Source organism: Pontibacter actiniarum (assembly GCF_003585765.1).
GTDB lineage: Bacteria > Bacteroidota > Bacteroidia > Cytophagales > Hymenobacteraceae > Pontibacter > Pontibacter actiniarum.
This window is the reverse complement of the sequence record NZ_CP021235.1, coordinates 3,543,534-3,564,025: the sequence shown is the minus strand read 5'-3', so window position 1 is coordinate 3,564,025 and position 20,492 is coordinate 3,543,534. Positions and strand designations below refer to the sequence as shown.

Annotated in this window: 23 protein-coding genes; 12 read left to right on the top strand and 11 right to left on the bottom strand. The window is 51.4% G+C overall.

Annotated features, from left to right (window positions below; all coding sequences use genetic code 11):
- Positions 1–8: 8 nt before the first annotated feature.
- Both CA264_RS15260 and CA264_RS15255 read left to right on the top strand, forming a co-directional pair.
- Positions 9–617, top strand: coding sequence for an OmpH/Skp family outer membrane protein (locus CA264_RS15260; RefSeq protein ID WP_025608253.1), 609 nt, complete (start codon positions 9–11; stop codon positions 615–617).
- Between the two features lie 76 nt (positions 618–693).
- Complete coding sequence (locus tag CA264_RS15255) at positions 694–1,728, top strand: RluA family pseudouridine synthase (protein WP_025608252.1); 1,035 nt, start codon at positions 694–696, stop codon at positions 1,726–1,728.
- A 104-nt stretch (positions 1,729–1,832) separates the two neighbouring features.
- Here CA264_RS15255 and CA264_RS15250 read toward each other — a convergent pair whose 3' ends face one another.
- The 9 genes from CA264_RS15250 to mazG all read right to left on the bottom strand — a co-directional run bounded on the left by CA264_RS15250 (position 1,833) and on the right by mazG (position 10,060).
- On the bottom strand, positions 1,833–3,476 hold the full coding sequence (locus CA264_RS15250) for a tetratricopeptide repeat protein (protein ID WP_025608251.1): 1,644 nt from the start codon (positions 3,474–3,476) through the stop codon (positions 1,833–1,835).
- 45 nt (positions 3,477–3,521) lie between these two features.
- Entirely contained in the window at positions 3,522–4,463 is a 942-nt protein-coding gene (locus CA264_RS15245; protein ID WP_025608250.1) for a PstS family phosphate ABC transporter substrate-binding protein, read from the bottom strand.
- Positions 4,453–4,710 carry a sulfite exporter TauE/SafE family protein gene (locus tag CA264_RS15240; protein WP_025608249.1) on the bottom strand — a complete coding sequence of 86 codons (258 nt, stop codon included), beginning with the start codon at positions 4,708–4,710 and terminating at the stop codon, positions 4,453–4,455. The genes CA264_RS15245 and CA264_RS15240 overlap by 11 nt, the downstream gene beginning before the upstream one ends.
- Positions 4,711–4,831: 121 nt before the next feature.
- Positions 4,832–5,668: an energy transducer TonB gene (locus tag CA264_RS15235; protein WP_025608248.1), complete on the bottom strand. Its 837-nt coding sequence runs from the start codon at positions 5,666–5,668 to the stop codon at positions 4,832–4,834.
- A 194-nt stretch (positions 5,669–5,862) separates the two neighbouring features.
- A complete protein-coding gene (locus CA264_RS15230; protein WP_025608247.1) occupies positions 5,863–6,693 on the bottom strand; it encodes an energy transducer TonB in 831 nt (276 codons plus the stop codon).
- Positions 6,694–6,696: 3 nt separating this feature from the next.
- On the bottom strand, positions 6,697–7,221 hold the full coding sequence (locus CA264_RS15225) for an ExbD/TolR family protein (RefSeq protein WP_025608246.1): 525 nt from the start codon (positions 7,219–7,221) through the stop codon (positions 6,697–6,699).
- A gap of 19 nt (positions 7,222–7,240) precedes the next feature.
- Entirely contained in the window at positions 7,241–7,846 is a 606-nt protein-coding gene (locus CA264_RS15220; protein WP_025608245.1) for an ExbD/TolR family protein, read from the bottom strand.
- A 23-nt stretch (positions 7,847–7,869) separates the two neighbouring features.
- Entirely contained in the window at positions 7,870–8,736 is an 867-nt protein-coding gene (locus CA264_RS15215; protein ID WP_025608244.1) for a MotA/TolQ/ExbB proton channel family protein, read from the bottom strand.
- Between the two features lie 514 nt (positions 8,737–9,250).
- Positions 9,251–10,060, bottom strand: coding sequence for a nucleoside triphosphate pyrophosphohydrolase (mazG, locus tag CA264_RS15210; protein WP_025608243.1), 810 nt, complete (start codon positions 10,058–10,060; stop codon positions 9,251–9,253).
- A gap of 169 nt (positions 10,061–10,229) precedes the next feature.
- On the opposite strand from mazG, the gene CA264_RS15205 reads away from it, so the two are divergent.
- The 4 genes from CA264_RS15205 to CA264_RS15185 all read left to right on the top strand — a co-directional run bounded on the left by CA264_RS15205 (position 10,230) and on the right by CA264_RS15185 (position 14,023).
- A complete protein-coding gene (locus tag CA264_RS15205) occupies positions 10,230–10,490 on the top strand; it encodes a hypothetical protein (protein WP_025608242.1) in 261 nt (86 codons plus the stop codon).
- Between the two features lie 172 nt (positions 10,491–10,662).
- Positions 10,663–12,054 (top strand): phosphoglucosamine mutase, encoded by a 1,392-nt coding sequence (gene glmM / locus CA264_RS15195; RefSeq protein ID WP_025608241.1) that lies wholly within the window; start codon positions 10,663–10,665, stop codon positions 12,052–12,054.
- Between the two features lie 151 nt (positions 12,055–12,205).
- Positions 12,206–13,348 (top strand): cysteine desulfurase family protein, encoded by a 1,143-nt coding sequence (locus tag CA264_RS15190; RefSeq protein ID WP_025608240.1) that lies wholly within the window; start codon positions 12,206–12,208, stop codon positions 13,346–13,348.
- A 93-nt stretch (positions 13,349–13,441) separates the two neighbouring features.
- Positions 13,442–14,023 carry an LOG family protein gene (locus CA264_RS15185; protein WP_025608239.1) on the top strand — a complete coding sequence of 194 codons (582 nt, stop codon included), beginning with the start codon at positions 13,442–13,444 and terminating at the stop codon, positions 14,021–14,023.
- A gap of 104 nt (positions 14,024–14,127) precedes the next feature.
- On the opposite strand, the gene hemH is transcribed toward CA264_RS15185, so the two are convergent.
- Positions 14,128–15,156: a ferrochelatase gene (gene hemH / locus CA264_RS15180; protein WP_025608238.1), complete on the bottom strand. Its 1,029-nt coding sequence runs from the start codon at positions 15,154–15,156 to the stop codon at positions 14,128–14,130.
- A gap of 1,001 nt (positions 15,157–16,157) precedes the next feature.
- Here hemH and era point away from each other — a divergent pair.
- The 6 genes from era (at position 16,158) to CA264_RS21885 (ending at position 19,735) form a co-directional block, all read left to right on the top strand.
- Entirely contained in the window at positions 16,158–17,048 is an 891-nt protein-coding gene (gene era / locus CA264_RS15175; protein ID WP_025608237.1) for a GTPase Era, read from the top strand.
- A 63-nt stretch (positions 17,049–17,111) separates the two neighbouring features.
- Positions 17,112–18,425 carry a ribosome biogenesis GTPase Der gene (gene der, locus CA264_RS15170; protein WP_025608236.1) on the top strand — a complete coding sequence of 438 codons (1,314 nt, stop codon included), beginning with the start codon at positions 17,112–17,114 and terminating at the stop codon, positions 18,423–18,425.
- Positions 18,426–18,493: 68 nt separating this feature from the next.
- Positions 18,494–18,691: a hypothetical protein gene (locus CA264_RS15165; protein ID WP_025608235.1), complete on the top strand. Its 198-nt coding sequence runs from the start codon at positions 18,494–18,496 to the stop codon at positions 18,689–18,691.
- A gap of 184 nt (positions 18,692–18,875) precedes the next feature.
- Positions 18,876–19,067, top strand: a complete 192-nt coding sequence (locus CA264_RS15160; RefSeq protein WP_025608234.1) for a hypothetical protein — start codon at positions 18,876–18,878, stop codon at positions 19,065–19,067.
- Between the two features lie 232 nt (positions 19,068–19,299).
- Positions 19,300–19,533: a hypothetical protein gene (locus CA264_RS15155; protein ID WP_025608233.1), complete on the top strand. Its 234-nt coding sequence runs from the start codon at positions 19,300–19,302 to the stop codon at positions 19,531–19,533.
- A gap of 28 nt (positions 19,534–19,561) precedes the next feature.
- A complete protein-coding gene (locus tag CA264_RS21885) occupies positions 19,562–19,735 on the top strand; it encodes a hypothetical protein (RefSeq protein ID WP_157593711.1) in 174 nt (57 codons plus the stop codon).
- 77 nt (positions 19,736–19,812) lie between these two features.
- Here CA264_RS21885 and CA264_RS15150 read toward each other — a convergent pair whose 3' ends face one another.
- On the bottom strand, positions 19,813–20,382 hold the full coding sequence (locus CA264_RS15150) for a hypothetical protein (protein ID WP_025608232.1): 570 nt from the start codon (positions 20,380–20,382) through the stop codon (positions 19,813–19,815).
- Positions 20,383–20,492: the final 110 nt, after the last annotated feature.

The window sequence follows — 20,492 nt, the reverse complement described above, 5'->3', positions numbered from 1 at the left end:
ACCAACCAATGATGAACAAGATCAAATTATTAGTAGTAGCGTTCTTCCTGATCAGCTTTGCGTCTTTTGCACAGAGCAACGACCAGCCGCTTAAGATTGGTTATACTAACGTAGAGTATATACTGCTACAGCTGCCAGAGAGCAAGCAAATTGAGTCTGATCTGAAGACACACAGCACACAGCTTGAAAACCAGCTGAAAGGCAAATACGCAGAGTATGAAGCAAAGCTGCAGGCGTACGAGAAAGGTGCCGCTACCATGGACAAAACTATCCGTGAGGACAAGGAGAAAGAGCTGATGAACATGAACAACTCTATTCAGGAGTTCCAGCGCACAGCGCAAATGTCACTGCAGCAAAAAGAGAAGTCTTTGGTAGACCCGGTAATCGCTAAGATTGACAAAGCTATCAAAGAGGTAGCCAAAGAAAGCGGCTATACTTACGTGATCAGCAACCAGGCACTGCTTGCAGGCCCAGAGGATGGCGACATTTCTCCGCTTGTGCTGAAGAAGCTTGGTGTAGACCCATCTAAAGTACAGCAGACGCCAGAGCCGGCTGCATCAACGCCAGCCGCTACTAAGCCAGCAACAAGCACTAAAAATAACAAGAAGAAGAACTAAGGTTCCTTTTCTAAAAGAGTAACGGAAAGCCGATGTATCTACTTCGGCTTTCTTTTTTTATACCTACTTTTTGACCGTGGTAGAACACACAGAAACAGAAAACGCCGAAGATTCTGACGAACTGTACGAGCACCATCGCATCGTAGTGGATAAGGGGCAGGCACTGCTGCGCCTGGACAAGTTCCTGATGGACCGCCTGCCAAACGTAACGCGAAACAAGCTACAGGGCGCTATCCGCTCCGAGGCAGTGCAGGTAAACCAAAAGCCGGTAAAGGTTAGCTACAAGGTAAAGCCCCTGGACGTGATTACCGTAACCCTGGCCGAGGCTCCCCGTGACACAGACATTGTGCCGGAGAACATCCCATTGGACATCATTTATGAGGACGATGAACTGCTGCTGGTAAACAAAGCCGCCGGAATGGTGGTGCACCCTGCCTATAATAACTGGAACGGCACATTAGTCAATGCGCTGACCTACCATTTGCAGAACCTGCCTACGCACCGCAACGGCGAGGGGAGGCCAGGCCTGGTGCACCGCATTGATAAAGATACCTCCGGCCTGCTGGTTATCGCCAAGACAGACTACAGCATGGCTTACCTAGCGAAGCAGTTCTTTGACCACAGCATTGAAAGAACCTACTATGCGCTGGTGTGGGGAGTACCCAAGGAGCAGAAGGGCACCATTACAGGCCATGTCGGGCGCAGTGCCAAAGACCGGAAGGTGATGGCCGTATACCCTGCAGGAGATTATGGAAAGCATGCTGTAACGCATTACAAGGTGCTGCGCAGCTTCAGGTATGTTTCGCTGGTGCAGTGCAACCTGGAGACGGGCAGAACGCACCAGATACGGGCACACATGAAACACATTGGGCACCCTCTTTTCTCAGACGCTACGTATGGCGGCGATAAGATCCTGTACGGCATGCCAAATGGCACCTACAAGTCCTTTGTTGAGAATGCTTTTAAACTGATGCCAAGGCAGGCGCTCCATGCAAAGTCACTGGGCTTCCTGCACCCTGACACAAAGGAGTTCATGCAGTTTAACTCTGACCTGCCCGAGGACTTCCGGGCAGTGCTGGAAAAGTGGGAGCTATACGAGGAGCAGCTTTAGAAGCCAACTTTAGGGAAAGCGTTAATCAAGCACAAAAGCACATAAAACAGAAAGGCCTGCTCACTGAGCAGGCCTTTCTGTTTTATGATAACAGGTAGTTAAAACTACTTCTTCTTTGGTGCCTTTGCGATTTCCTTCAAAGCAGCGTCTGCCTGAGGGTTGCTTGGGTCAAGAGTTTTTACTGCAGTCCAGTACTTCACGGCATTGTCTCTTTCGCCTTTCAGGTAATAGTAGTAGCCAAGGTACGAGTTCGCCTCAATCAGGTCTTTCTTGTACTTCTCTGGCTCACTGCTGGCTTTGGCAATAAACTCCTCATAGTATGGCTTAGCCAATCCCTTCTCTGTTTCAGGGTCCTGGCTTGCGTTAGCGCGGGCTCTCCACAGGTAGGCATAAGCGTAGTCTGGGTTTGCCTTTGCTACCTGAGCATAGGTGCTATCCGCTTGAGTGAAGAACTCGTTCGCTTTCTGAGCGTTTCCGCTTGTCGCGTTCTCCTCACCGGCCATCATATAGATGTTACCCATGTAGTAGTAGTCGGCGTTGCTTGGCTCTACGTTCTTACGCTTACGCTTGTAAACCTCAATAGCTTTATCGTACTGGTTATTGCGGGCGTACATGTTCGCCAGGTCAGCATACAGCTCGATGTTGGCATCGTTCATCTGCAGCGCCTTCTCCATGTTCTCAATGGCTTTGGCTGGCTGGTCGTTTTTGCCAAGGATACGGCCATAGTACTCGTAATCCTGTGCAATCAGCTTGCTCGGATCCGTTTTCTGCATGTACGTTTGGATTGCCTCCAATGCCTTCTGCGGCTGGCCAAGCTCCAGGTAAGAGTATGCTCTCAAGCGGTTCATTACCGTGTTATCCGGCTCCTTCTGCAGTACCTGCTCAGCAGTTTGCAGCGCCTGCTCATAGTTCTTTGTCAGGAACAGGAAAGAAGCATACTTTGCCTTTGTCTCAGGAGTGTCTTCAGCAAGGTCTACGTACTTCTGGAACGTAGACAGCGCCTTGTCATACTGGCCGGCGAAGTAGTAAAGCTCGCCCAGGTCGCGGTAAGCAGGGGCAAAGTTAGGGTCGATTTCGATGGCTCTCTGGAATGCCTGCTCTGCCTCCGGGTAGTTACGGGAGCTAGTGTACAGCTGGCCTCTCTTCAGGTAAGCCGTAGCATACTGCTCATCCAGCTGAATGGCTCTGTCGTAGTTGGTCATTGCCTCGCCACCCTTCTTCAGCTGCAGGTAAGCATCGCCCAGGATTACGTTCGCAACGGCATTCTTATTATCACGCTCCAGAGACTGCTTCAGGTAATCGATACCTTTGTTAATCTGTGCTTCTGTTGCGTTTGGTGCATTCACATAAGCCTCACCAATCATGGCAAGTACATACGGGTCTTTTTTACCTTTGCCTTTGAGGGCTTCCTCAAACTGCTGCTCAGCCTTTGCCTGGTCGCCCTGGTGCAGGGCAACTTTACCCAAGCCTACATGGTTGATGTAAGACTTTTTGTTGGCAGAAATGCCCTGGTTGAAGTAATAGGCGGCAGAGTCTGGCTTATCGGTACGCAGGTAAATATCGCCAAGGGCGAAATATGCGTTATCAGCCTCATTTTTGTTATTTAGTTGAGACTTATAGATAGACTTTGCTTCTTCATAGCGCTCCAGGTCAACGGCTTTTCTTCCTGCGTTACCTGATTGTGCAAAAGCAGCAGTTGCAGGGAAGGCAGCCGCCATTAAAGCGATGTACTTCCAGTTATGTGTCATGGTATTAAAGTTTAGTTGTTTCTCTTGTTTGGTTATGCTGTAGTGCTACTGGTTTCCGAGCCCCACAACCCGTACCGGCATTGTTGCCGGCACCAGGCCTGATTTAAGAATAAGGCGTTGGCCCTTGTCTCCCGCAACATAGGCTGCAAATCCTGTGCCAAGGCCTGCGCGGCCCTCTGTGCTGATAATGTACAGGTAGCGGCGCAGCGGGTAAGCCTGCTGTGCGATGTAAGCCTGGTAAGGCTGGTAATAACTCTCTGTTGAAATGGGAGCCGGGTCTTCGCTGATGCCCAGCACCTTTATCCGGTTAAGGAAGTTAATGGCTGTTGAGTCATCAAAATCGCTGATCCAGTTCACACCGATTACCCCGATGGCATTCTTGTTCTGCTCCACATAGTCGATCAGTGCCTTATGCGAGTTAGATGCAAACGTATTTTCCGGTAGCTTATTACCCGTAATCAGAGAATCTCGTACGTAACGTGCCGTGCTGGAGTTGTTGTTGTCGAAAACTATCGTGATATCTCCGAGGTCAGAATCCTCGTCAAGCTCTTTCCAGCTTTTCACCTGGCCGTTAAAGATCTTCTTCACTTCCTCCATGGTGAGGAGTGAGTCCGGGTTTTGCCTGTTGGTGATAAGCGCTACGGCATCGATGGCAATTTTGGTGACGCGCGGAATGCGCTTTTGCTTATCGAACACCGCTTTTTCCTCTGCTGTGAGTTCGCGGGAGAGGATGGCGATGTTGGTGCTGTCATTCAGCAGGTCTTTCACGACCTCGCCCTCCGGCTTGTAGGCCGCATCAATGTTGGCATACTTGTAAATGCCTTCAAAGGTGTCTACCTCCGAATCGATGATGGGCTGGAACGACTCGTCCACGCTGATGTTGATGTCTCCGGAGGTGGGGGTGTTCTGTGGGGTACCAGAGTTTCCACAACCCGCTATGGCTACTAAACCCGCTACAGCGGCTATTCTCAATACTTTAATCTTCATATCTGTTGTTTTTGGAGCGTGTGCTGCTATAAACTCTCACAAATCTAACAATTCCGTACAATATGAGAACCCCACCGAGCATGTACTTCACGCTGTCGGCTATGTCCAGCCTCAGGCGCTCCCCAGCAAACATGATGAACAGGCCTAGCGCCACATAAAACAGCGTCATGAATAAGCCGAAGATGCGTGCAAACTTACTGAACAGGGTTGGTGCTGGCTTTTCGTCGTCTTTCCTTGGTCTAAGCATGCTTTGCTCTTTTTGCTTGTTCTTTGTTTAACCCCTAAAAATAACGTTCTCCCGTAAAAAAAGAAAGCAGAAGCTAACAAAACTACTTTGCTGCTTCTGCCTTGCTTCGCTAAACTTAAACTTATTTCAGGCTAAACCTTATGGGTAATGTGTATCGCACAGGTACGGCGCGTCCGTTTTGCTTTCCGGGCTTCCAGTCCGGCATGCTCCGGATTACCCGCTCGGCCTCCTCCTCGGTACCGTAGCCGAGGCCCTTGAGCACCTGCACCTGCGAAATGTCGCCTGTCGTGCCGACGACAAAACTAACCACGACCGTTCCTTCCACGCCATTGCTTTGCGCGGCGTTAGGGTAGCGGAGCTTGCTGCTCAGGAAGGCGGCAAGGGCCTCGTTGCCTCCCCTGAACTCCGGCATCTGCTCCACATACACGTACTCTTTGGGTTCCGCTTCCTTTTCTCCGGTGCCTCCCTCGATACCTGCAGGCGGTGCATCTGATAATGAGACGGACGGCATCTCCGGTAACTCGCCCGCTACTTTCGCAGTGCCGATGCTTGCCTTGGAGATTTCCTCCTGGTTTGCCATCGTTTCCTCCTTCACTGCTGCATCGTTCGGTACCACTTTGGGCGGCACATACTTTTCAGTGGCCACTGCCTTCTCCGGTGCTGCCGGTAGCGGGGACGCTGCTTTCACCGGCTCTGGTTTGGGCGGTGTAGGAAGCTTTAAAACGTATGGCTCGAGGATAACATATGTCGGCTCCTTATACTTTACAGGATCATCAAAGTAAATGCTGTCCACTAACGGCCCGACCAGCGCCCCTGAAAAAATAGCTGTGGCAATCAGGTAAGCGCGCGTGATATGCTTGTTGTACGCTTTGCGGAGGGCGAAGGCTCCGTAGGCCTGGTTGCGACCTTTGAACACAATGTTGTTAAAGGTCATGCTTAGGTAACTGCTCTTTTCCATGGGCTGTTGGGTTTGGTTAAGACATCATTTAAACTTCATCACTGTATCTCTTTTGCTTTTAGGGTTGCTTTATTTTGTTCTCTGAATATACGCATTTTTCAATAGATAGTATGCATGCTGACATTCTATTTTTGGCGCGGGCATAAAAAAAGCCCAGCCTGTTAGGGCTGGGCTTTTGCAGTTGCAGGAACTGCTTATTTAATCGTGAATCGTACTGGAAGCGTGTAGCGTACAGGTACTGCTCTACCGTTTTGCTTACCTGGAGTCCACTTCGGCATTGTTTTCACAACGCGCATCGCTTCTTCGTCGGTACCGGCTCCAAGGTTTTTCACAACCTGGATATCAGAGATCTCGCCTGTTTTGCTTACTACGAACGAAAGTACTACCAGGCCTTCCACGCCGGCGCGCTGTGCAGCTGCTGGGTAGCGGATGTTTTTGCCCAGGTACTTCAGCATTTCAGTTTCACCACCCGGGAAGGATGGCATCTGCTCTACGTAAGTATAAGGCTTCTCCTCTACTACTTCTGCTACTACATCGCTTGTGCCGTCGATGTCGCCGAGGTCAATCGGTGCGTCTTTAGAACCTTCTACGGTTTTAACGCCCGCATCAATTTCCTCTAGTACCTCCACGTCCGGAATCTCTTCCTCTTCAGCTACTTCGTTGTCACGCTTCACAACCGGTGGCGTATACTTTACAGTAGCACGCACTGGTGGTGGCGGTGGCGGAAGATCTGGTGGCGGCGGCGGCGGCGGTGGCGGTGTCGCTTCATCCAATGGTGGTGGTGGAGCCAGGTCTACTTCTGTTACAATACGCTCAACAACCTCATCATCTGCCTCGTCGTTTCCAAGCACCTTTGATATTAGCGGTATGCTAAGGAAAAGGGCGAAAAGTAGAATAGCAACGATGGCGGCAATTGTGATATGCTTATTGTAGAGTTTGCGAAGCAGGTAGGCACCGTACGCTCTGTTACGTCCTTCGAAGACGATATCATCAAGCGATGCTTTTGCTAACTTACTTGCGTCCATATCTTAATTTCCCATTTGTTCTGTTACCATGTCTTTGTCTGCGTCAGATATTTCTACCAGGGCAAACTTCTTGGTATCAGTAATTTTTAATTCATCTAAAATGTCTACCATGTTCTTGTAGCGCGCTTTCTCCATTGCCTTTACCAGCACAGTCATCTTCTCGTTTGACTTCACACGCGGTGAAACCAACACTTTGCGGATGCCGTCTGCAGCATAGCTTGATTTCTCAAGCGTTGGATTGTCTTCTGCTAGTCCGAAATAGTAGTACAGGTTGTCATTCTCGCCCAGAATGATCGTCATGGCGTTACTGGCTTTCAGGGCAATCTGCTCCTCTGGGTCAACATCCTTTACAGGCATGTTGATTTCCATGGTCTGCGGCTTGTTGAAAGTCGTCGTAAGCATGAAGAACGTGATCAGAAGGGCGGCAAGGTCAACCAGCGGCGTCATGTCGATTTTGGTGGACGAGCGTTTCGCGCGTTTCTTACCACCTTTGCCGGAGTCGCCGCCTTTTTCCTGTATTTCTGCCATTATCTTATCTCCTTTCTAACTATAGGTTCTGTGGCTTATTTTCCATGTCGGTAATCAGGTTGAACCTGTTTACCTTTCTGTCCTGCAGGATATCGATAACTCGCTGAATAGTTGCATAGTCTACGTCCTGGTCACCTTTGATGGCGATAACCACCTTCGGGTTTGTAAGACGAGTCTGTAGTACCCAGTCGCCCAGTTCATTGTGGGTAGAGTCTATCGGGATACCCGGCTGGTTAACCTCCTTGCGTGCACCTGATTCCATAGCCAGGAAAGACTTCAGCTGGTTTACCGGAACACCGAAGTTGTTCAGCAGAGAGAATGTCTTCTTCTCTTCTGCGGTAAAGCCTACGCCATACTTTCCTGCTATCTTGTCAAGTAATGCTTCCTTTGTTTGCTGCCCGTCTACGCCAAAGAACACACGGTTATTGTTGTCGACCGTAATCGTGATTACGTTCGTATCCGGGATCTTTATTTCAGACACAGATGAAGGTGTATCTACTACAACGGCTTCATCAGGTCTGGCAGTTGCAGTCAGCATAAAGAAAGTAACCAGCAAGAAGAATAAGTCCACCATTGGCGTCATGTCCAATGAGGGGTTTTTCCTTTTTACTTTTACTTTAGGCATTTTGTCTGGTTATGCGGTTTAACTTAAACAGTTTGTGGTCTTGCAGCTGGAGTCTCGTGCTGAGCAGTGAAAGTAGACACCATGCTGAAGCCAGCCTCGTCAATGCTGTAAGTAAGCTCGTCGATTTTGCTTGTGAAGTAGTTGTAAGCAATGATCGCGATAGTAGAACCTGTGATACCCAGGGCAGTGTTGATAAGGGCCTCAGAGATACCGTTTGCAAGGGCTACAGAGTCAGGAGAGCCTGAAGTTGCAAGGGCGGCGAAGGCCTTAATCATACCAAGTACTGTACCGATCAGACCAACCAGTGTAGAGATAGAGGCGATAGTTGAGATAACTACCAGGTTTTTCTCCAGCATTGGCAGCTCAAGAGCAGTAGACTCTTCGATTTCTTTTTGGATAGCGGCAACTTTCTCAGCCTTCAGCAGCTCAGGCTCGTTCTGCATTTCTTTGTACTTAAGCAGGCCGGCTTTTACCACGTTTCCAACAGAACCTTTCTGTGCGTCGCAAGAAGCGATAGCGCCGTTGATGTCGCGCTGGTTCAGTTTAGCAGAGATGCTACGTACGAACTGAGCAACGTTTTTCGTGCCTTTTGCCTTACCGATAGTCAGGGCGCGCTCGATAGCGAAAATGAATACCATAAGGTTCAGGGACATCAGCACTGGTACTACCCAGCCACCTTTGTAAACAACGCCAAGGTAGTTGCCTGGAAGTGGATGGTTTTCTGTGTTGCCACCTTCGAAGTTTGCTGGGTTACCCAGAACGAACAAATAGATAAGCACACATGCTATCAGGGCAATCGGAATAACGATGCTCGCAAACACAGACCCTACCGGGCTGTTCTTTGGCTCTACATTAGCATTCTTGCTCACTACTGCAGTCTTTTTTTCCATTTTTTTAAAAGTTTAAAGTTTAGCTGTTTGTGTTGTAATTAAAATTGTTTGTGTAATTGTAAAAGGTAATTGTTTCGTTTTTAGTTCTTTAATGAATTTGCAATTTCAGCTTTTTTCTCAAATTCTCATACTATGGTAAGTCTAAAAATTTCGGGAAAAGGCTGCTGCCGCCTCTTTAGCACCCTAATTTAAGATTTTATTTGTTAAAATTCCTAATACGCGCCGGAGCTATATCGCAAAATGCAGATAATTCTGTTTGTTTCAAAGTAGGAACATTGATGCGTGCCGGTATGCCGTTTTAACCACTGATACCAAGGCGTGGCTGCAGAGCCTGTAAATGCAAGGGTATGCTGTAAGGGCTGTGTAAGCGGTTTATGCACCTGCCAAAGCTGGCTGAGAGCCTACAAGTTGTGCGTGGTTAAAGTAGCTATTTCACGTTGGTGCTTCCCTTTTCTTTGTGTTTGAGAAAAAGTGGGTTAAATATAGCAAAATTTGCGATAGGTTGTACGTGCGCCTACTGCTTTTTTGCCTTTTCCCAATAAAAGTCCATCTCCTGCAGCGTCATGTCCTGGAGCGATTTGCCGTCTTTGGCCGCCTCTGTTTCGATGTACTGGAAGCGGCTGATGAACTTGAGGTTGGTGCGCTCCAGTGCCTCTTCGGGGTTGATGCCGGCAAAGCGGGCAAAGTTGATGAGGGAGAACAGCAGGTCGCCAAACTCGGCGGTGGCCTTTTCCCGGTCAATGCCGGCGGTGTCCTCTACATTAAACTCTCTTTCGAACTCGCTTAGTTCCTCCTGCACCTTCTCCCACACCTGTGAGGAATCGTCCCAGTCGAAGCCGGCGCCACGGGCTTTCTCCTGTATGCGCATGGCCTTTACCAGGGCAGGCAACGATTGCGGTACGCCGCCCAGAACGGATTTGTTGCCTTCCTTCAGCTTGAGCTTCTCCCAGTTCTGCTTTACCTCCTCCTCGCTGTCGGCCTTGGTGTCTCCGTAAATGTGCGGGTGGCGGAAGATGAGCTTCTCACACTGCGCGTTCAGGACGTCGGCAATGTCGAAGGCGCCTTTCTCTGCCGCTATCTTGGCGTAGAAGGCCAGGTGCAGCATAATGTCGCCGATCTCCTTCTTTACCTCCTGCAGCTCTCCCTTCAGTATGGCGTCGGAGAGCTCGTAGGTTTCCTCTATCGTCAGGTGGCGCAGGCTTTCCATGGTTTGCTTGCGGTCCCAGGGGCACTTTTCGCGGAGGTCATCCAGCACATCCAGCAGGCGGCTAAAAGCCTCAAGCTGCTGCTGGCGCGTGTTTTTTCCAGGTTGTGAAGTAGTCATAAAGGCAAAGGTAATAAATATTTAAAGTACAGGGGGTAGCAGGTGCTGGCTTACCAGTACGTTAGCACCTAAAAGTCAGGTTTGGGAAGCAAGGTGCCTTCTTTTTCCGTAAAGCAAACTGGCGGGCGTTAAAGGCGCCCTTCCGTTGCACACACTTATACCTTATACTATGAAAAAGAAAAAGAAGAAGGAAATCAGGAAAATCGCTGCCTCGGTTGCAGCTGTACAGTCGCAGGTTGCGTTTGCACGGTTTGCCACAGCGCTGGCGGCGGTAGGGGTGGGCGCAATGGCCGTGGGGGCGCTGGCCATCGGCAGCCTCGCCATTAAAAAGATGTTTCTTAAAACGGGGCAGATAGACAGGCTGCAGATAAACGAGCTGGAGGTGGGCAGGCTAAAGGTGAAGGAGTTGGAGGTGGAAAACAGGGCGTAGCGGCTTCTGGGCGCATGAAGCCGGCGGGCCGCAGTGGCCAGGGCGGCCGTTGTGCTGCAGGCGCAGGCAGTCCGGCGTGTTGGCGGGGCTGGCTGGAGCGGCGCGGCCTCAATAATCCTCTGGAAGTATAACTAAAATTACTACTTTTGTCTAGGAAAAACATATACGACAAGTGGCTTTAATAAAATCGATTTCAGGAATACGTGGTACGATAGGCGGACAGGCTGGTGATGGACTTACCCCTGTGGATGTAGTTAAGTTTTCCGCTGCTTTCGGAACCTGGGTGCTTCAAAACACCGATAAGAAAATAATTGTTGTAGGCCGCGATGCCCGCCTTTCCGGCGACATGGTGAACAAACTGGTGTGCGCCACCCTGCAAGGGCTGGGCATAGACGTGATAGACCTGGGGCTTTCTACCACGCCTACCGTGGAGATGGCCGTGCCGGAGAAGAAAGCCGGCGGCGGGATTATACTTACAGCCAGCCATAACCCAAAGCAGTGGAACGCACTGAAGCTGCTTAACCATAAAGGAGAGTTTATCTCTGATGAAGAGGGGAAGCTAGTGCTGGAGATTGCCGAGAAAGAGGCCTTTGAGTTTGCACAGGTTAACGACCTGGGAAAATATAAGCAGAGCGAAAGCGCCCTGAAGAAGCATATCAAGGCTGTTCTGGCGTTGCCGCTGGTGGATGTGGAGGCGATCAAAGCCAGAAACTTCAGCGTGGTGGTGGATGCCGTGAACTCAAGCGGAGGCTTTGCCGTGCCGATGCTGCTGGAGGCCCTGGGCGTAAACAAGATCGAGAAGCTGTTCTGCGAGCCGGACGGCAACTTTGCCCACAACCCGGAGCCCCTGCCGGAGAACCTGCGCGAGATTTCGAAGGTCATCGAGAAGGGCAAGTTTGACCTGGGCATTGTAGTAGACCCGGATGTGGACCGCCTGGCGCTGGTAAACGAAGACGGCAGCATGTTCGGCGAAGAGTATACGCTGGTGGCCGTGGCAGACTACGTGCTCAAGCACCAGAAAGGCAACACGGTCTCCAACCTGTCGTCTACGCGCGCGCTGCGCGACGTGACCGAGAAAGCCGGAGGTGCTTACTATGCCGCCGCCGTGGGCGAGGTAAACGTGGTAAACATGATGAAGGAGCAGCACGCGATTATCGGTGGCGAGGGCAACGGCGGTATCATCTACCCGGAGCTGCACTACGGCCGCGACGCCCTGGTGGGGATCGCCCTGTTCCTGACGCACCTGGCCAAATCAGGCATGAGCATGACGCGCCTGCGTGCGAGCTACCCGAACTACTACATCTCCAAGAATAAGATAGAGCTCACGCCGGAGGTGAACGTGGACGAGGTGCTGCGCCAGATGAAGGAGCGCTACGCCAAGCAGCCGATCAACACCATCGACGGTGTGAAGATCGAGTTCGATAAGGAGTGGGTGCACCTGCGCAAGTCAAACACGGAGCCGATCATCCGCATCTACGCCGAGAGCGACAGCAATGCGACAGCCGAGCACCTGGCCAACAAGATCATTGCCGACATCAAGGAGATCATCTCTGTAAAAGCCTAAGCGCTATGTGTTGTTGCTGTTGCCATACATCATTTAAGTAACAGAGTAAGTGTTGCGCCACAGGTTTGGGAGAAGTCCCTGCCCATGGCGCAACTTTTTTTTATACTTTAGCGGTTGAGTAAAGAACAGACCAAAAAATCAGTTTAAGAATATGCGTGTTTATTTAGATAATGCTGCCACCACGCCTCTGGATAAAGAGGTGTTTGACGCCATGGCTCCTTTTATGCTGGAGCATTTCGGTAACCCTTCTTCCATTCACTCGCATGGCCGTGAGGTGAGGGCGGCTATTGAAAGGGCGCGTAAAACGGTGGCGGGCCTGCTGAACACGTCTCCTGCCGAGGTTTTCTTTACTTCAGGGGGCACCGAGGCTGATAACGCGGCCCTTATCTGTACTTGCCGCTCGCTCGGCATAAAGCACGCCATCTCTACCAAACTGGAGCACCACGCGGTACTGCATACCCTGGAGCTGCTGGAGCGGCAGGAGGGGGTGCAGGTGAGCTACCTGCGCCACGATGAGCTCGGCAACCTGGACCTGGAGCACCTGGAGGAGCTGTTGGCCAACCAGCCGCAGACGCTGGTGTCCATCATGCACGCCAACAACGAGATCGGCAACCTGAACGACGTAGCGGCCATCGGCGAGATATGCAGGAAGTATAACGCCGTGTTCCATTCAGATACGGTGCAGACCATGGGCCACTATGTGCACGACGTGCAGCAGCTGGGGGCAAACTTTATCGTAGGCTCGGCGCACAAGTTCCACGGCCCGAAAGGCGTTGGGTTCCTGTACTGCGACGGGGCCACGAAGATCCAGCCGCTGATTCAGGGGGGGGCGCAGGAGCGCAACATGCGCGGCGGCACCGAGAACGTGTATGGTATTATCGGGCTGGCCAAGGCGCTGGAGATTGCTTACCGCGATATGGAGGAGCATACCCGCTACATCCAGGGCCTGAAGGACCGCATGATCCACAAGCTGCGCGAGCAGATGGACGACGTGAGCTTTAACGGCCTGTCGGAGTTTGGCGACAAGAGCCTGTACACGGTGCTGAACGTAAACCTGCCGGCGTCAGACATCAACGAGATGCTGCTCTTCAGCCTGGACATAGCCAAGATTTCTGCATCCGGCGGCAGTGCCTGCAGCAGCGGCGCCAACACCGGCTCACACGTGCTGCGTGCGCTGAACGTAGACCCAACCCGCGGGTCGGTGCGCTTCTCCTTCAGCAAGTACAACACGCCCGAAGAGATTGACTATGCCGCCGAAACGCTGGCGAAAATGTATAAAAAGCAGCTGGCCTAAGTAAAGGCGGCTGGCTGTAACAAGTATAAAAGGCTCTGGCACTGCGCCGGGGCCTTTCTTTATTGAGAATCAGTTTAAAGCAAAGTATAAAGGATGAAAAGTATAGCTGTTTTCTGTGGAGCCAACGCCGGCAATAACCCCAAGTACGGTGAGGCTGCCGCTAAACTGGGCACCCTGATGGCTGCCCAGCGTGTAGGCCTTGTTTTCGGTGGCGGCAAGGTGGGGTTAATGGGCACGATTGCCGATGCCGTACTTGCTGCGGGGGGCGAAGCCGTTGGTGTTATTCCGCAGAGCCTGGTAGACCGCGAGGTGGCGCACACCGGCCTGACGGAGCAGCACGTGGTAAAGACCATGCATGAGCGCAAGGCCCTGATGGCTTCCAAATCAGATGCCTTTATCGCCATGCCCGGCGGGTTTGGCACCCTGGATGAGGTAAACGAGATTATCACGTGGAACCAGTTGGGCATCATCAAAAAGCCGGTGGCGTTCTACAACGTAAACGGTTACTTCGATAAGTTTATGGAGCTGATCGCGCATGGCGTGCAGGAGGGCTTTATTAAACCGGAGTACAGCAGCAACCTTATTGTGGAGGAGGATGCCGAGCTGCTGCTGCAGAAGATAACCAAATATGCCGAAGCCGTGTCAGAAGACTGGGTAGACTCAGAGCGGATATAGCACGCTGTGTGCTGAAGGTATAAAGAGAATGGCCGCTGCAGTACTGCAGCGGCCATTTATTTTTTGGCAGCGGGTGTCTCCGCCTCGTTAAAACTTGCTAATACTTAATGCTGCAGGACAAGCTGTTTCATGGCTTCTACCCAAGCATCGTTGGAGTTAAGGCTCTCTACCAGCTGCCAGCGCTCGCCACCGGCATGCTCAAACATTTCCTTAAACTCTTCTCCTACCTCCACGGTGGTCTCTAAGCAGTCGGCTACAAAGGCAGGGCTAAAAGCCAGCACTTTCTTAATGCCTTTCGCTGGCATTGTCTTCAGCACATCGTCAGTATAAGGCTGCAGCCACGGGTCTTTGCCCAGTCTCGATTGGAACGCAACGGTATACTGGTCGTCCTGCAGGCCCAGCGCCTTTGCCAGTTGCCGCGATGTTTCGAAACAAGAGGCACGGTAGCAGTATTGGTTGCGTTTGTTATAGCTGTTGCAGCAGGAGCCAAGCTTACAATAGCCGTGGTCGCTGCCTTTCAGTATCTGGCGCTCCGGCACCCCATGGTAGCTAAACACAACGTGGTCATAATTGTCTTCTGCCATGTACTTCTTGCCTAGCTCGGCAAAGGCCCCGATAAAGCCCGGATCGTTGCAGTAAGAAGAAATGAAGTTCATGCTCGGTATGATCCACCAGTCCTTCACGATCTCCATGATCTTATCGTGCACGGATCCTGTGGTAGCAGATGCATACTGCGGGAACAGTGGGAACACAATAATGCGGCGCACGCTCTTCTCCCGAAGCTCCTCCAAAGCACTTTTTATACTTGGCTTTTGATAGCGCATACCGAAAGCCACATGGTATGCATCGCCCAGGCTAGCCTGGAGCTTTTGTTTCAGGTCGAGGCCGTGGTAGAGCAGCGGAGAGCCTCGCTCGGTCCACAGCTGCTGGTATATTTTAGCAGACTTTGGAGCACGGAAAGGCGCGATCACCCCGTTCACAAGGGCATACCTTCCCAGCGGGTTTATGTCAATCACACGCTTATCCAGCAGGAACTCGCGCAGGTATTTTCTTACATCAGGGGTCTGAGGAGTATCCGGTGTGCCGAGGTTAACCAGCAGTACGCCAATTTTGCCCGTTTTATTGTTGCTCATGTACTATCTAAGTGCTTATCAGTTGCAAAGATACTAAGTATAAACTTTCTGGTTGATCAGAATTATCTATGTCTCATAGAGGTTTAACGGAGTGTAAAGCCTGAAGTATGGGAAAAGGTTTTCAGAGTGTAGAAGTGCACGGTTTGCGAAGGTACACCATATTGTAGAACTAAGGGCCTCTTGTGATGCTATTCCCGGTCATCACATGTCTTCTTAGCCTAAGGGAGAGTCTTGTAACTGCCATCATTCAAGTATAAACGCTGTAGTGTAAGTCCTTTAGAATAATCCACTCCTAAGTAGAGTTCTGCTGACGCGGTGGCACAAGTGCACGTTTCATTGCGAACGGCATTGTAGGGACAGGTCGTGACCTGTCCCTACAATGCTTTGCAGGAGCCGCGTCAGCTTTGGCTATCGAAAGCATTTGCAGTCTTTCTGTTGAGCGCCTATGCGGGTTTTTCCGGTGACGCGCGCGAGCCAGGCAGCCCGAGGCACGAGTAAGAGGGCCCCTACCCCGGCAGGAAAAGCTCCCAGCGCGATGCGGGAAAGCGAGCCCTCGTGGGCATGAGCGCTCCAAAGTATAAAGTGAAACGTTAGGTATGTGGGAGCTGCTAGATGAACGGGAGCTAGAAAGAATAGCTTGGGTGAAGTTATAATTAGCAGATGCTATGCAAGTATAACTCTGTAGCTTTTAAAGCACGAGTTGCAAACTCGCGCTAGCAGGGCAGAAAGCCGTGGCAATGGAAGTATAAATACAGCTAGCAGTGGCAGCCAACGGCACAAGCCGACGCTTGCGCCAGGAGGAGCGTAACCAGCAGGAGCACTTTCTAAAAAGAAATGGATGCACGTAAAGCAGCTGAGGAGGCAGCACAAAAGCCACCCCTGCCCGCCCGGGTAAGCTGGCGGAACGGAAGCACGCCTCACCCCCTCATTCACAATAATTTAGACATTAGGCCGCACTCTCGTAAAAAAGAAGTAATTTTGCAACCTCAAATTTTAGAAGTATGGCTGAAACACCGCACAAAGCCGGTTTTGTAAGTATAGTAGGAAAACCGAACGTGGGTAAATCAACGCTGATGAACGCGCTGGTGGGGGAGAAGCTCTCCATCATCACCTCAAAGGCACAAACAACGCGTCACCGTATCATGGGCATCCTGAACGGAGACGATTTCCAGATTGTATACTCCGATACGCCCGGCATCATTAAGCCGCAGTACGCCCTGCACGAGTCGATGATGGGCTTTGTGCGCACCTCCCTGGAGGATGCGGACGTAATCCTGTTCGTAACGGACATCTATGAGAAGCACGACGAGGAGGATGTGATCAAGCGCCTGCAGCATGCGAAGGTGCCTGTGCTGCTGCTGATTAACAAAATTGACCAGGCGACGGAAGAGGAAGTGAACGAGAAGGTGGCGTATTGGCAGGAGCACATGAACCCGACCGAGATCCTCCCGATCTCTGCCCTGCACAACTTCGGGCTGGACCAGCTGTTTGCGCGCCTGCTGCATTACCTGCCCCAGCATCCGCCTTATTTCCCGAAAGATGAACTGACGGACAAGCCGGAGCGTTTCTTTGTGTCGGAGATGATCCGCGAGAAGATTTTCCTGAACTATAAAAAGGAAATCCCCTACAGCTGCGAGGTGGTGGTAGAGGAGTTTAAGGAAGAAGAAGACATTATCCGCATCCGGGCCGAAATCAGCGTGGAGCGCCGCAGCCAGAAAGGCATCGTGATCGGGAACAAAGGCGAGGCGCTGAAAAAAGTGGGTACCCAGGCGCGCCTGGACATGGAAGAGTTCTTCCAGAAAAAGATATTTCTTGATTTATATGTGCGTGTGAACGAGAACTGGCGGACAGACCAGAAGCTGCTTCGGCGCTTCGGCTACCGCGAAGAGTAGCGCACCATAAAGCTTCGGGGCACGGTGCCCCGGGGGCACTTTAACTATTTTATTTTTTAGACGATGTCATCAAACATCATTGCTATTGTAGGCCGCCCCAACGTGGGCAAGTCTACCCTTTTTAACCGCCTGATCGGGCAGCGCAAAGCCATCATGGACAACGTGAGCGGCGTAACCCGCGACCGCAGCTACGGCCACGGCGACTGGACAGGCAAGTACTATACTGTAATTGACACAGGCGGCTACGTGCACGGCTCCGAGGATATCTTCGAGTCTGAGATCAACCGCCAGGTAGAGCTGGCCATGAACGAGGCCGACGTAATTCTGTTTATGGTGGACGTGGATGCCGGCCTTACCGGGCTGGACGAGGAGTTTGCCAACGTGCTGCGCCGCACCGATAAGCCGGTGTACGTGGTGGCTAACAAAGCAGACACCAACGCGCGCATGCACCAGATGGGCGAGTTCTACGCCCTGGGCGTAGGCATTGACATTTACCCGATCTCATCGCAGAGCGGCTCCGGAACGGGCGAACTGCTGGACGAGGTGGTGAAGCACTTTAAAGACGAAGGTGTGGAAGACCCGGATGCCGGTATCCCTAAAATTGCCGTGCTGGGCCGCCCGAACGTAGGGAAGTCCTCTTTTGTGAACCTGCTGCTGGGTGAGGAGCGAAACATTGTTACAGACAGAGCCGGAACCACACGCGATGCTATCCATGCCCGCTACAATGCCTTCGGCAAGGAGTTTATTATTGTGGATACGGCCGGTTTGCGCCGCAAAAGCAAGGTAAGCGAGGATATTGAGTTCTACTCCGTGCTGCGCTCAGTGCGTGCCCTGGAGGACGCCGACGTTTGTATCGTGATACTGGACGCCACGCGCGGCATTGAGGCGCAGGACGTAAACATCATTGCCCTGGCCGAAAAGAACCGCAAAGGTATCGTGATCCTGGTGAACAAGTGGGACCTGGTGGAGAAGGACACGCATACGACCAAGCAGTTTGAGGACGAGATCTACAACCGCATCGCGCCGATCTCCTATGTGCCGATCATCTTTACCTCGGTGGTAACCAAGCAGCGTATCCACAAGGCTATTGAGGTGGCCATGGAAGTGTACGACAACAAGACCAAGAAAATACCGACCTCAAAGCTGAACGACGCCATGCTGCCGGAGATTGAGCGCTATCCGCCGCCAGCGATCAAGGGTAAGTTTGTGAAGATCAAGTATATCACGCAGTTGCCGACGCATAACCCGACCTTTGCGTTTTTCTGCAACCTGCCGCAGTACGTGAAAGAGTCCTACGTGCGCTACCTGGAGAACAGGATGCGCGAGCACTTTGGCTTTACAGGTGTTCCGATCAAGCTGGTGTTTAGGAAAAAATAATTATTGCCTCATGTTTGGTGATTCATATATAGTGGTATATTTGCGCCTCATTTAAAAAATCACAAATCATGAAAAAAGTATTTGGTTTACTTTTCGTTGCTGGTCTTTTCGCTTTCGCATCTTGCAACAATGCTGAAGAAGCAACTACTGAAGCTGAAGTTACAGAAGAAACTGTAGTAGAAGAGGCTCCAGTTGTAGAAGACTCTACTGCACTTGAGGCTGACACAACTGTAGCTACAGTTGATTCAGCTGCTGCTGCGCTGTAGTAAGCAACTGTAAAACCACCCGGCGCATGGCCGGGATATCAGAAAGGCACCCCCAAAGGGTGCCTTTCTGCTTTTATATATTTTTCTCCAACTATGTTCTGGTACTGCCGTAAGGTTTTTAGCCACGGCCGGGGCAGCATGCTGTGCCGGCCGTGGGTTGAACAGTCACTAAAACCAGAAGACCATGAAGAAACTAATGTACGCCTTTGCCCTTACCAGCCTCATCGGGTTTGCCGCCTGCGACTCTCCTGCCGAAGAAAGAGCCGAGGAGAGAGACGAAGCCGTAGAAGAAATGGAAGACAGGGCTGAAGAAAGAGCCGACGAGATGGAGGACATGGAGGAGGAGCTGGAAGACACCTCCGCTGTGATTGAGTAAGCTTCCGGCACTGCAGCGGCGGGCTGTGTAAAACTCAACCGCTGCTGGCTCCGTTGGGACTGACAGCCGCAAAGGAGCAGGCCCGGCAAAAAAAGCAGCACAGCGCACGCCGGAGGGAGCTTGCTTAACCTGCTGCGGCTCGTTACGTTGAAACAAGTTAAACACAGACAGGCTGCACGGTAGCGGCACAAGGAAATACCGAAAGGAATTGTTAATCAAAACTATACATGTTATGAAGAAACTAATCTTTATGTTATTTACCATGGCTACGTTCTCCTTTGCAACCTCCTGCGACTCTCCTGCCGAGGAGCGGGCAGATGTAGTGGAAGAGGCCGAAGACGTAGTGGATGAACGCGCCGAAGGTGATTTAAATGATGTAGCTGAAGAAAGAGGAGAACTGCGCGAAGAGATGCAGGAATACAACGAAGCAGTTGCAGAAGAAGTAGATACTACTGTAGTAGAGTAACTACGCTTTTTTTAACCAGATCAAGACGATGAGAAAAGTTTTTTATGCCCTGGCTGCCGCAGGCTTGTTTAGCCTCGGGGCCTGCGCCTCCTCCGAAAACACTGTGGAAGAGGGTGCCGACGAAGTAGAGGATGTGGCCGAAGACGTTGGCGATGCCGCGGAAGACGCCGCGGAGGAGGTTGAAGAGGAAATCGACCGCTAGTAGTATAAACTAGCACTAAAGTATAAAAGGGCCTGCGCTGTACAGCGCAGGCCCTTTTATACTTTAGTGCCCCAGGCCTACGGCCCCAGCCGCTTCTGGATCAGGCTGTTTACGAGGCCAAAGAGGCGCTTTGGGGTAAAGGTGCGCCAGTGGATATCGTCCAGGTTGCCGCCGTAGTTGATGTAGTAGTCCAGGTTATAGTTCTTCATTTCGCTCAGCACAAAGTCCTGAAAGCCCAGGGCTGCCACCCAGCCTTCCTCTATATCCTCAAACCACTCTTCGTAGTAGGAGTCGTCGGACCCGTGGAAATTGAAGACATTCTCCCCGATCAGGATGAAATGCTTGATGCCCTCCTCAACCATGGGATCAATGATATTGCGCTTGAGCTGCATGATATCATTGTTCAGGGCGTCGTTCCACTCCCCGATAAACTCAATCACGCTAAAGCCCAGCTCATAGTCGGTGTAAAGTATCTTCAGGAAGAGCGTTTCAGAGTCTATGTCGTCCCACTGCGGGTGGATATAGTAGCCGTAGATGGTGTGGGTGTACTGCGAGAGGCTGTTCTCGGCACCGTAGAGCGGCGAGCGCGGGTCCTCGGTGGCAGAGTACTTCTCAATCCAGTTATAGTATGGTTCAATCGTGTGCATAAGTGTATCGTCAGGTTCAGCCGCAGGGGCTCGTCACATTTACTGCTGAGGCTGCTGCAAAGTTAAGCTGCGCGGCATCTTTTTCTTCGGTCCAGGCGGGCAGGGTTTTA

Bases quoted from the DNA above. Each gene is read 5' to 3' on its own strand.
- era (WP_025608237.1), top strand. From the start codon at position 16,158: ATGGCTGAAACACCGCACAAAGCCGGTTTTGTAAGTATAGTAGGAAAA.
- mazG (WP_025608243.1), bottom strand. From the start codon at position 10,060: ATGACTACTTCACAACCTGGAAAAAACACGCGCCAGCAGCAGCTTGAG.
- CA264_RS15220 (WP_025608245.1), bottom strand. From the start codon at position 7,846: ATGCCTAAAGTAAAAGTAAAAAGGAAAAACCCCTCATTGGACATGACG.
- CA264_RS15165 (WP_025608235.1), top strand. From the start codon at position 18,494: ATGAAAAAAGTATTTGGTTTACTTTTCGTTGCTGGTCTTTTCGCTTTC.
- der (WP_025608236.1), top strand. From the start codon at position 17,112: ATGTCATCAAACATCATTGCTATTGTAGGCCGCCCCAACGTGGGCAAG.
- CA264_RS15250 (WP_025608251.1), bottom strand. From the start codon at position 3,476: ATGACACATAACTGGAAGTACATCGCTTTAATGGCGGCTGCCTTCCCT.
- CA264_RS21885 (WP_157593711.1), top strand. From the start codon at position 19,562: ATGAGAAAAGTTTTTTATGCCCTGGCTGCCGCAGGCTTGTTTAGCCTC.
- CA264_RS15185 (WP_025608239.1), top strand. From the start codon at position 13,442: ATGAAAAGTATAGCTGTTTTCTGTGGAGCCAACGCCGGCAATAACCCC.
- CA264_RS15160 (WP_025608234.1), top strand. From the start codon at position 18,876: ATGAAGAAACTAATGTACGCCTTTGCCCTTACCAGCCTCATCGGGTTT.
- hemH (WP_025608238.1), bottom strand. From the start codon at position 15,156: ATGAGCAACAATAAAACGGGCAAAATTGGCGTACTGCTGGTTAACCTC.
- CA264_RS15230 (WP_025608247.1), bottom strand. From the start codon at position 6,693: ATGGACGCAAGTAAGTTAGCAAAAGCATCGCTTGATGATATCGTCTTC.
- CA264_RS15215 (WP_025608244.1), bottom strand. From the start codon at position 8,736: ATGGAAAAAAAGACTGCAGTAGTGAGCAAGAATGCTAATGTAGAGCCA.
- CA264_RS15235 (WP_025608248.1), bottom strand. From the start codon at position 5,668: ATGGAAAAGAGCAGTTACCTAAGCATGACCTTTAACAACATTGTGTTC.
- CA264_RS15150 (WP_025608232.1), bottom strand. From the start codon at position 20,382: ATGCACACGATTGAACCATACTATAACTGGATTGAGAAGTACTCTGCC.
- CA264_RS15245 (WP_025608250.1), bottom strand. From the start codon at position 4,463: ATGAAGATTAAAGTATTGAGAATAGCCGCTGTAGCGGGTTTAGTAGCC.
- CA264_RS15240 (WP_025608249.1), bottom strand. From the start codon at position 4,710: ATGCTTAGACCAAGGAAAGACGACGAAAAGCCAGCACCAACCCTGTTC.
- CA264_RS15225 (WP_025608246.1), bottom strand. From the start codon at position 7,221: ATGGCAGAAATACAGGAAAAAGGCGGCGACTCCGGCAAAGGTGGTAAG.
- CA264_RS15155 (WP_025608233.1), top strand. From the start codon at position 19,300: ATGAAGAAACTAATCTTTATGTTATTTACCATGGCTACGTTCTCCTTT.
- CA264_RS15190 (WP_025608240.1), top strand. From the start codon at position 12,206: ATGCGTGTTTATTTAGATAATGCTGCCACCACGCCTCTGGATAAAGAG.
- CA264_RS15260 (WP_025608253.1), top strand. From the start codon at position 9: ATGATGAACAAGATCAAATTATTAGTAGTAGCGTTCTTCCTGATCAGC.
- CA264_RS15205 (WP_025608242.1), top strand. From the start codon at position 10,230: ATGAAAAAGAAAAAGAAGAAGGAAATCAGGAAAATCGCTGCCTCGGTT.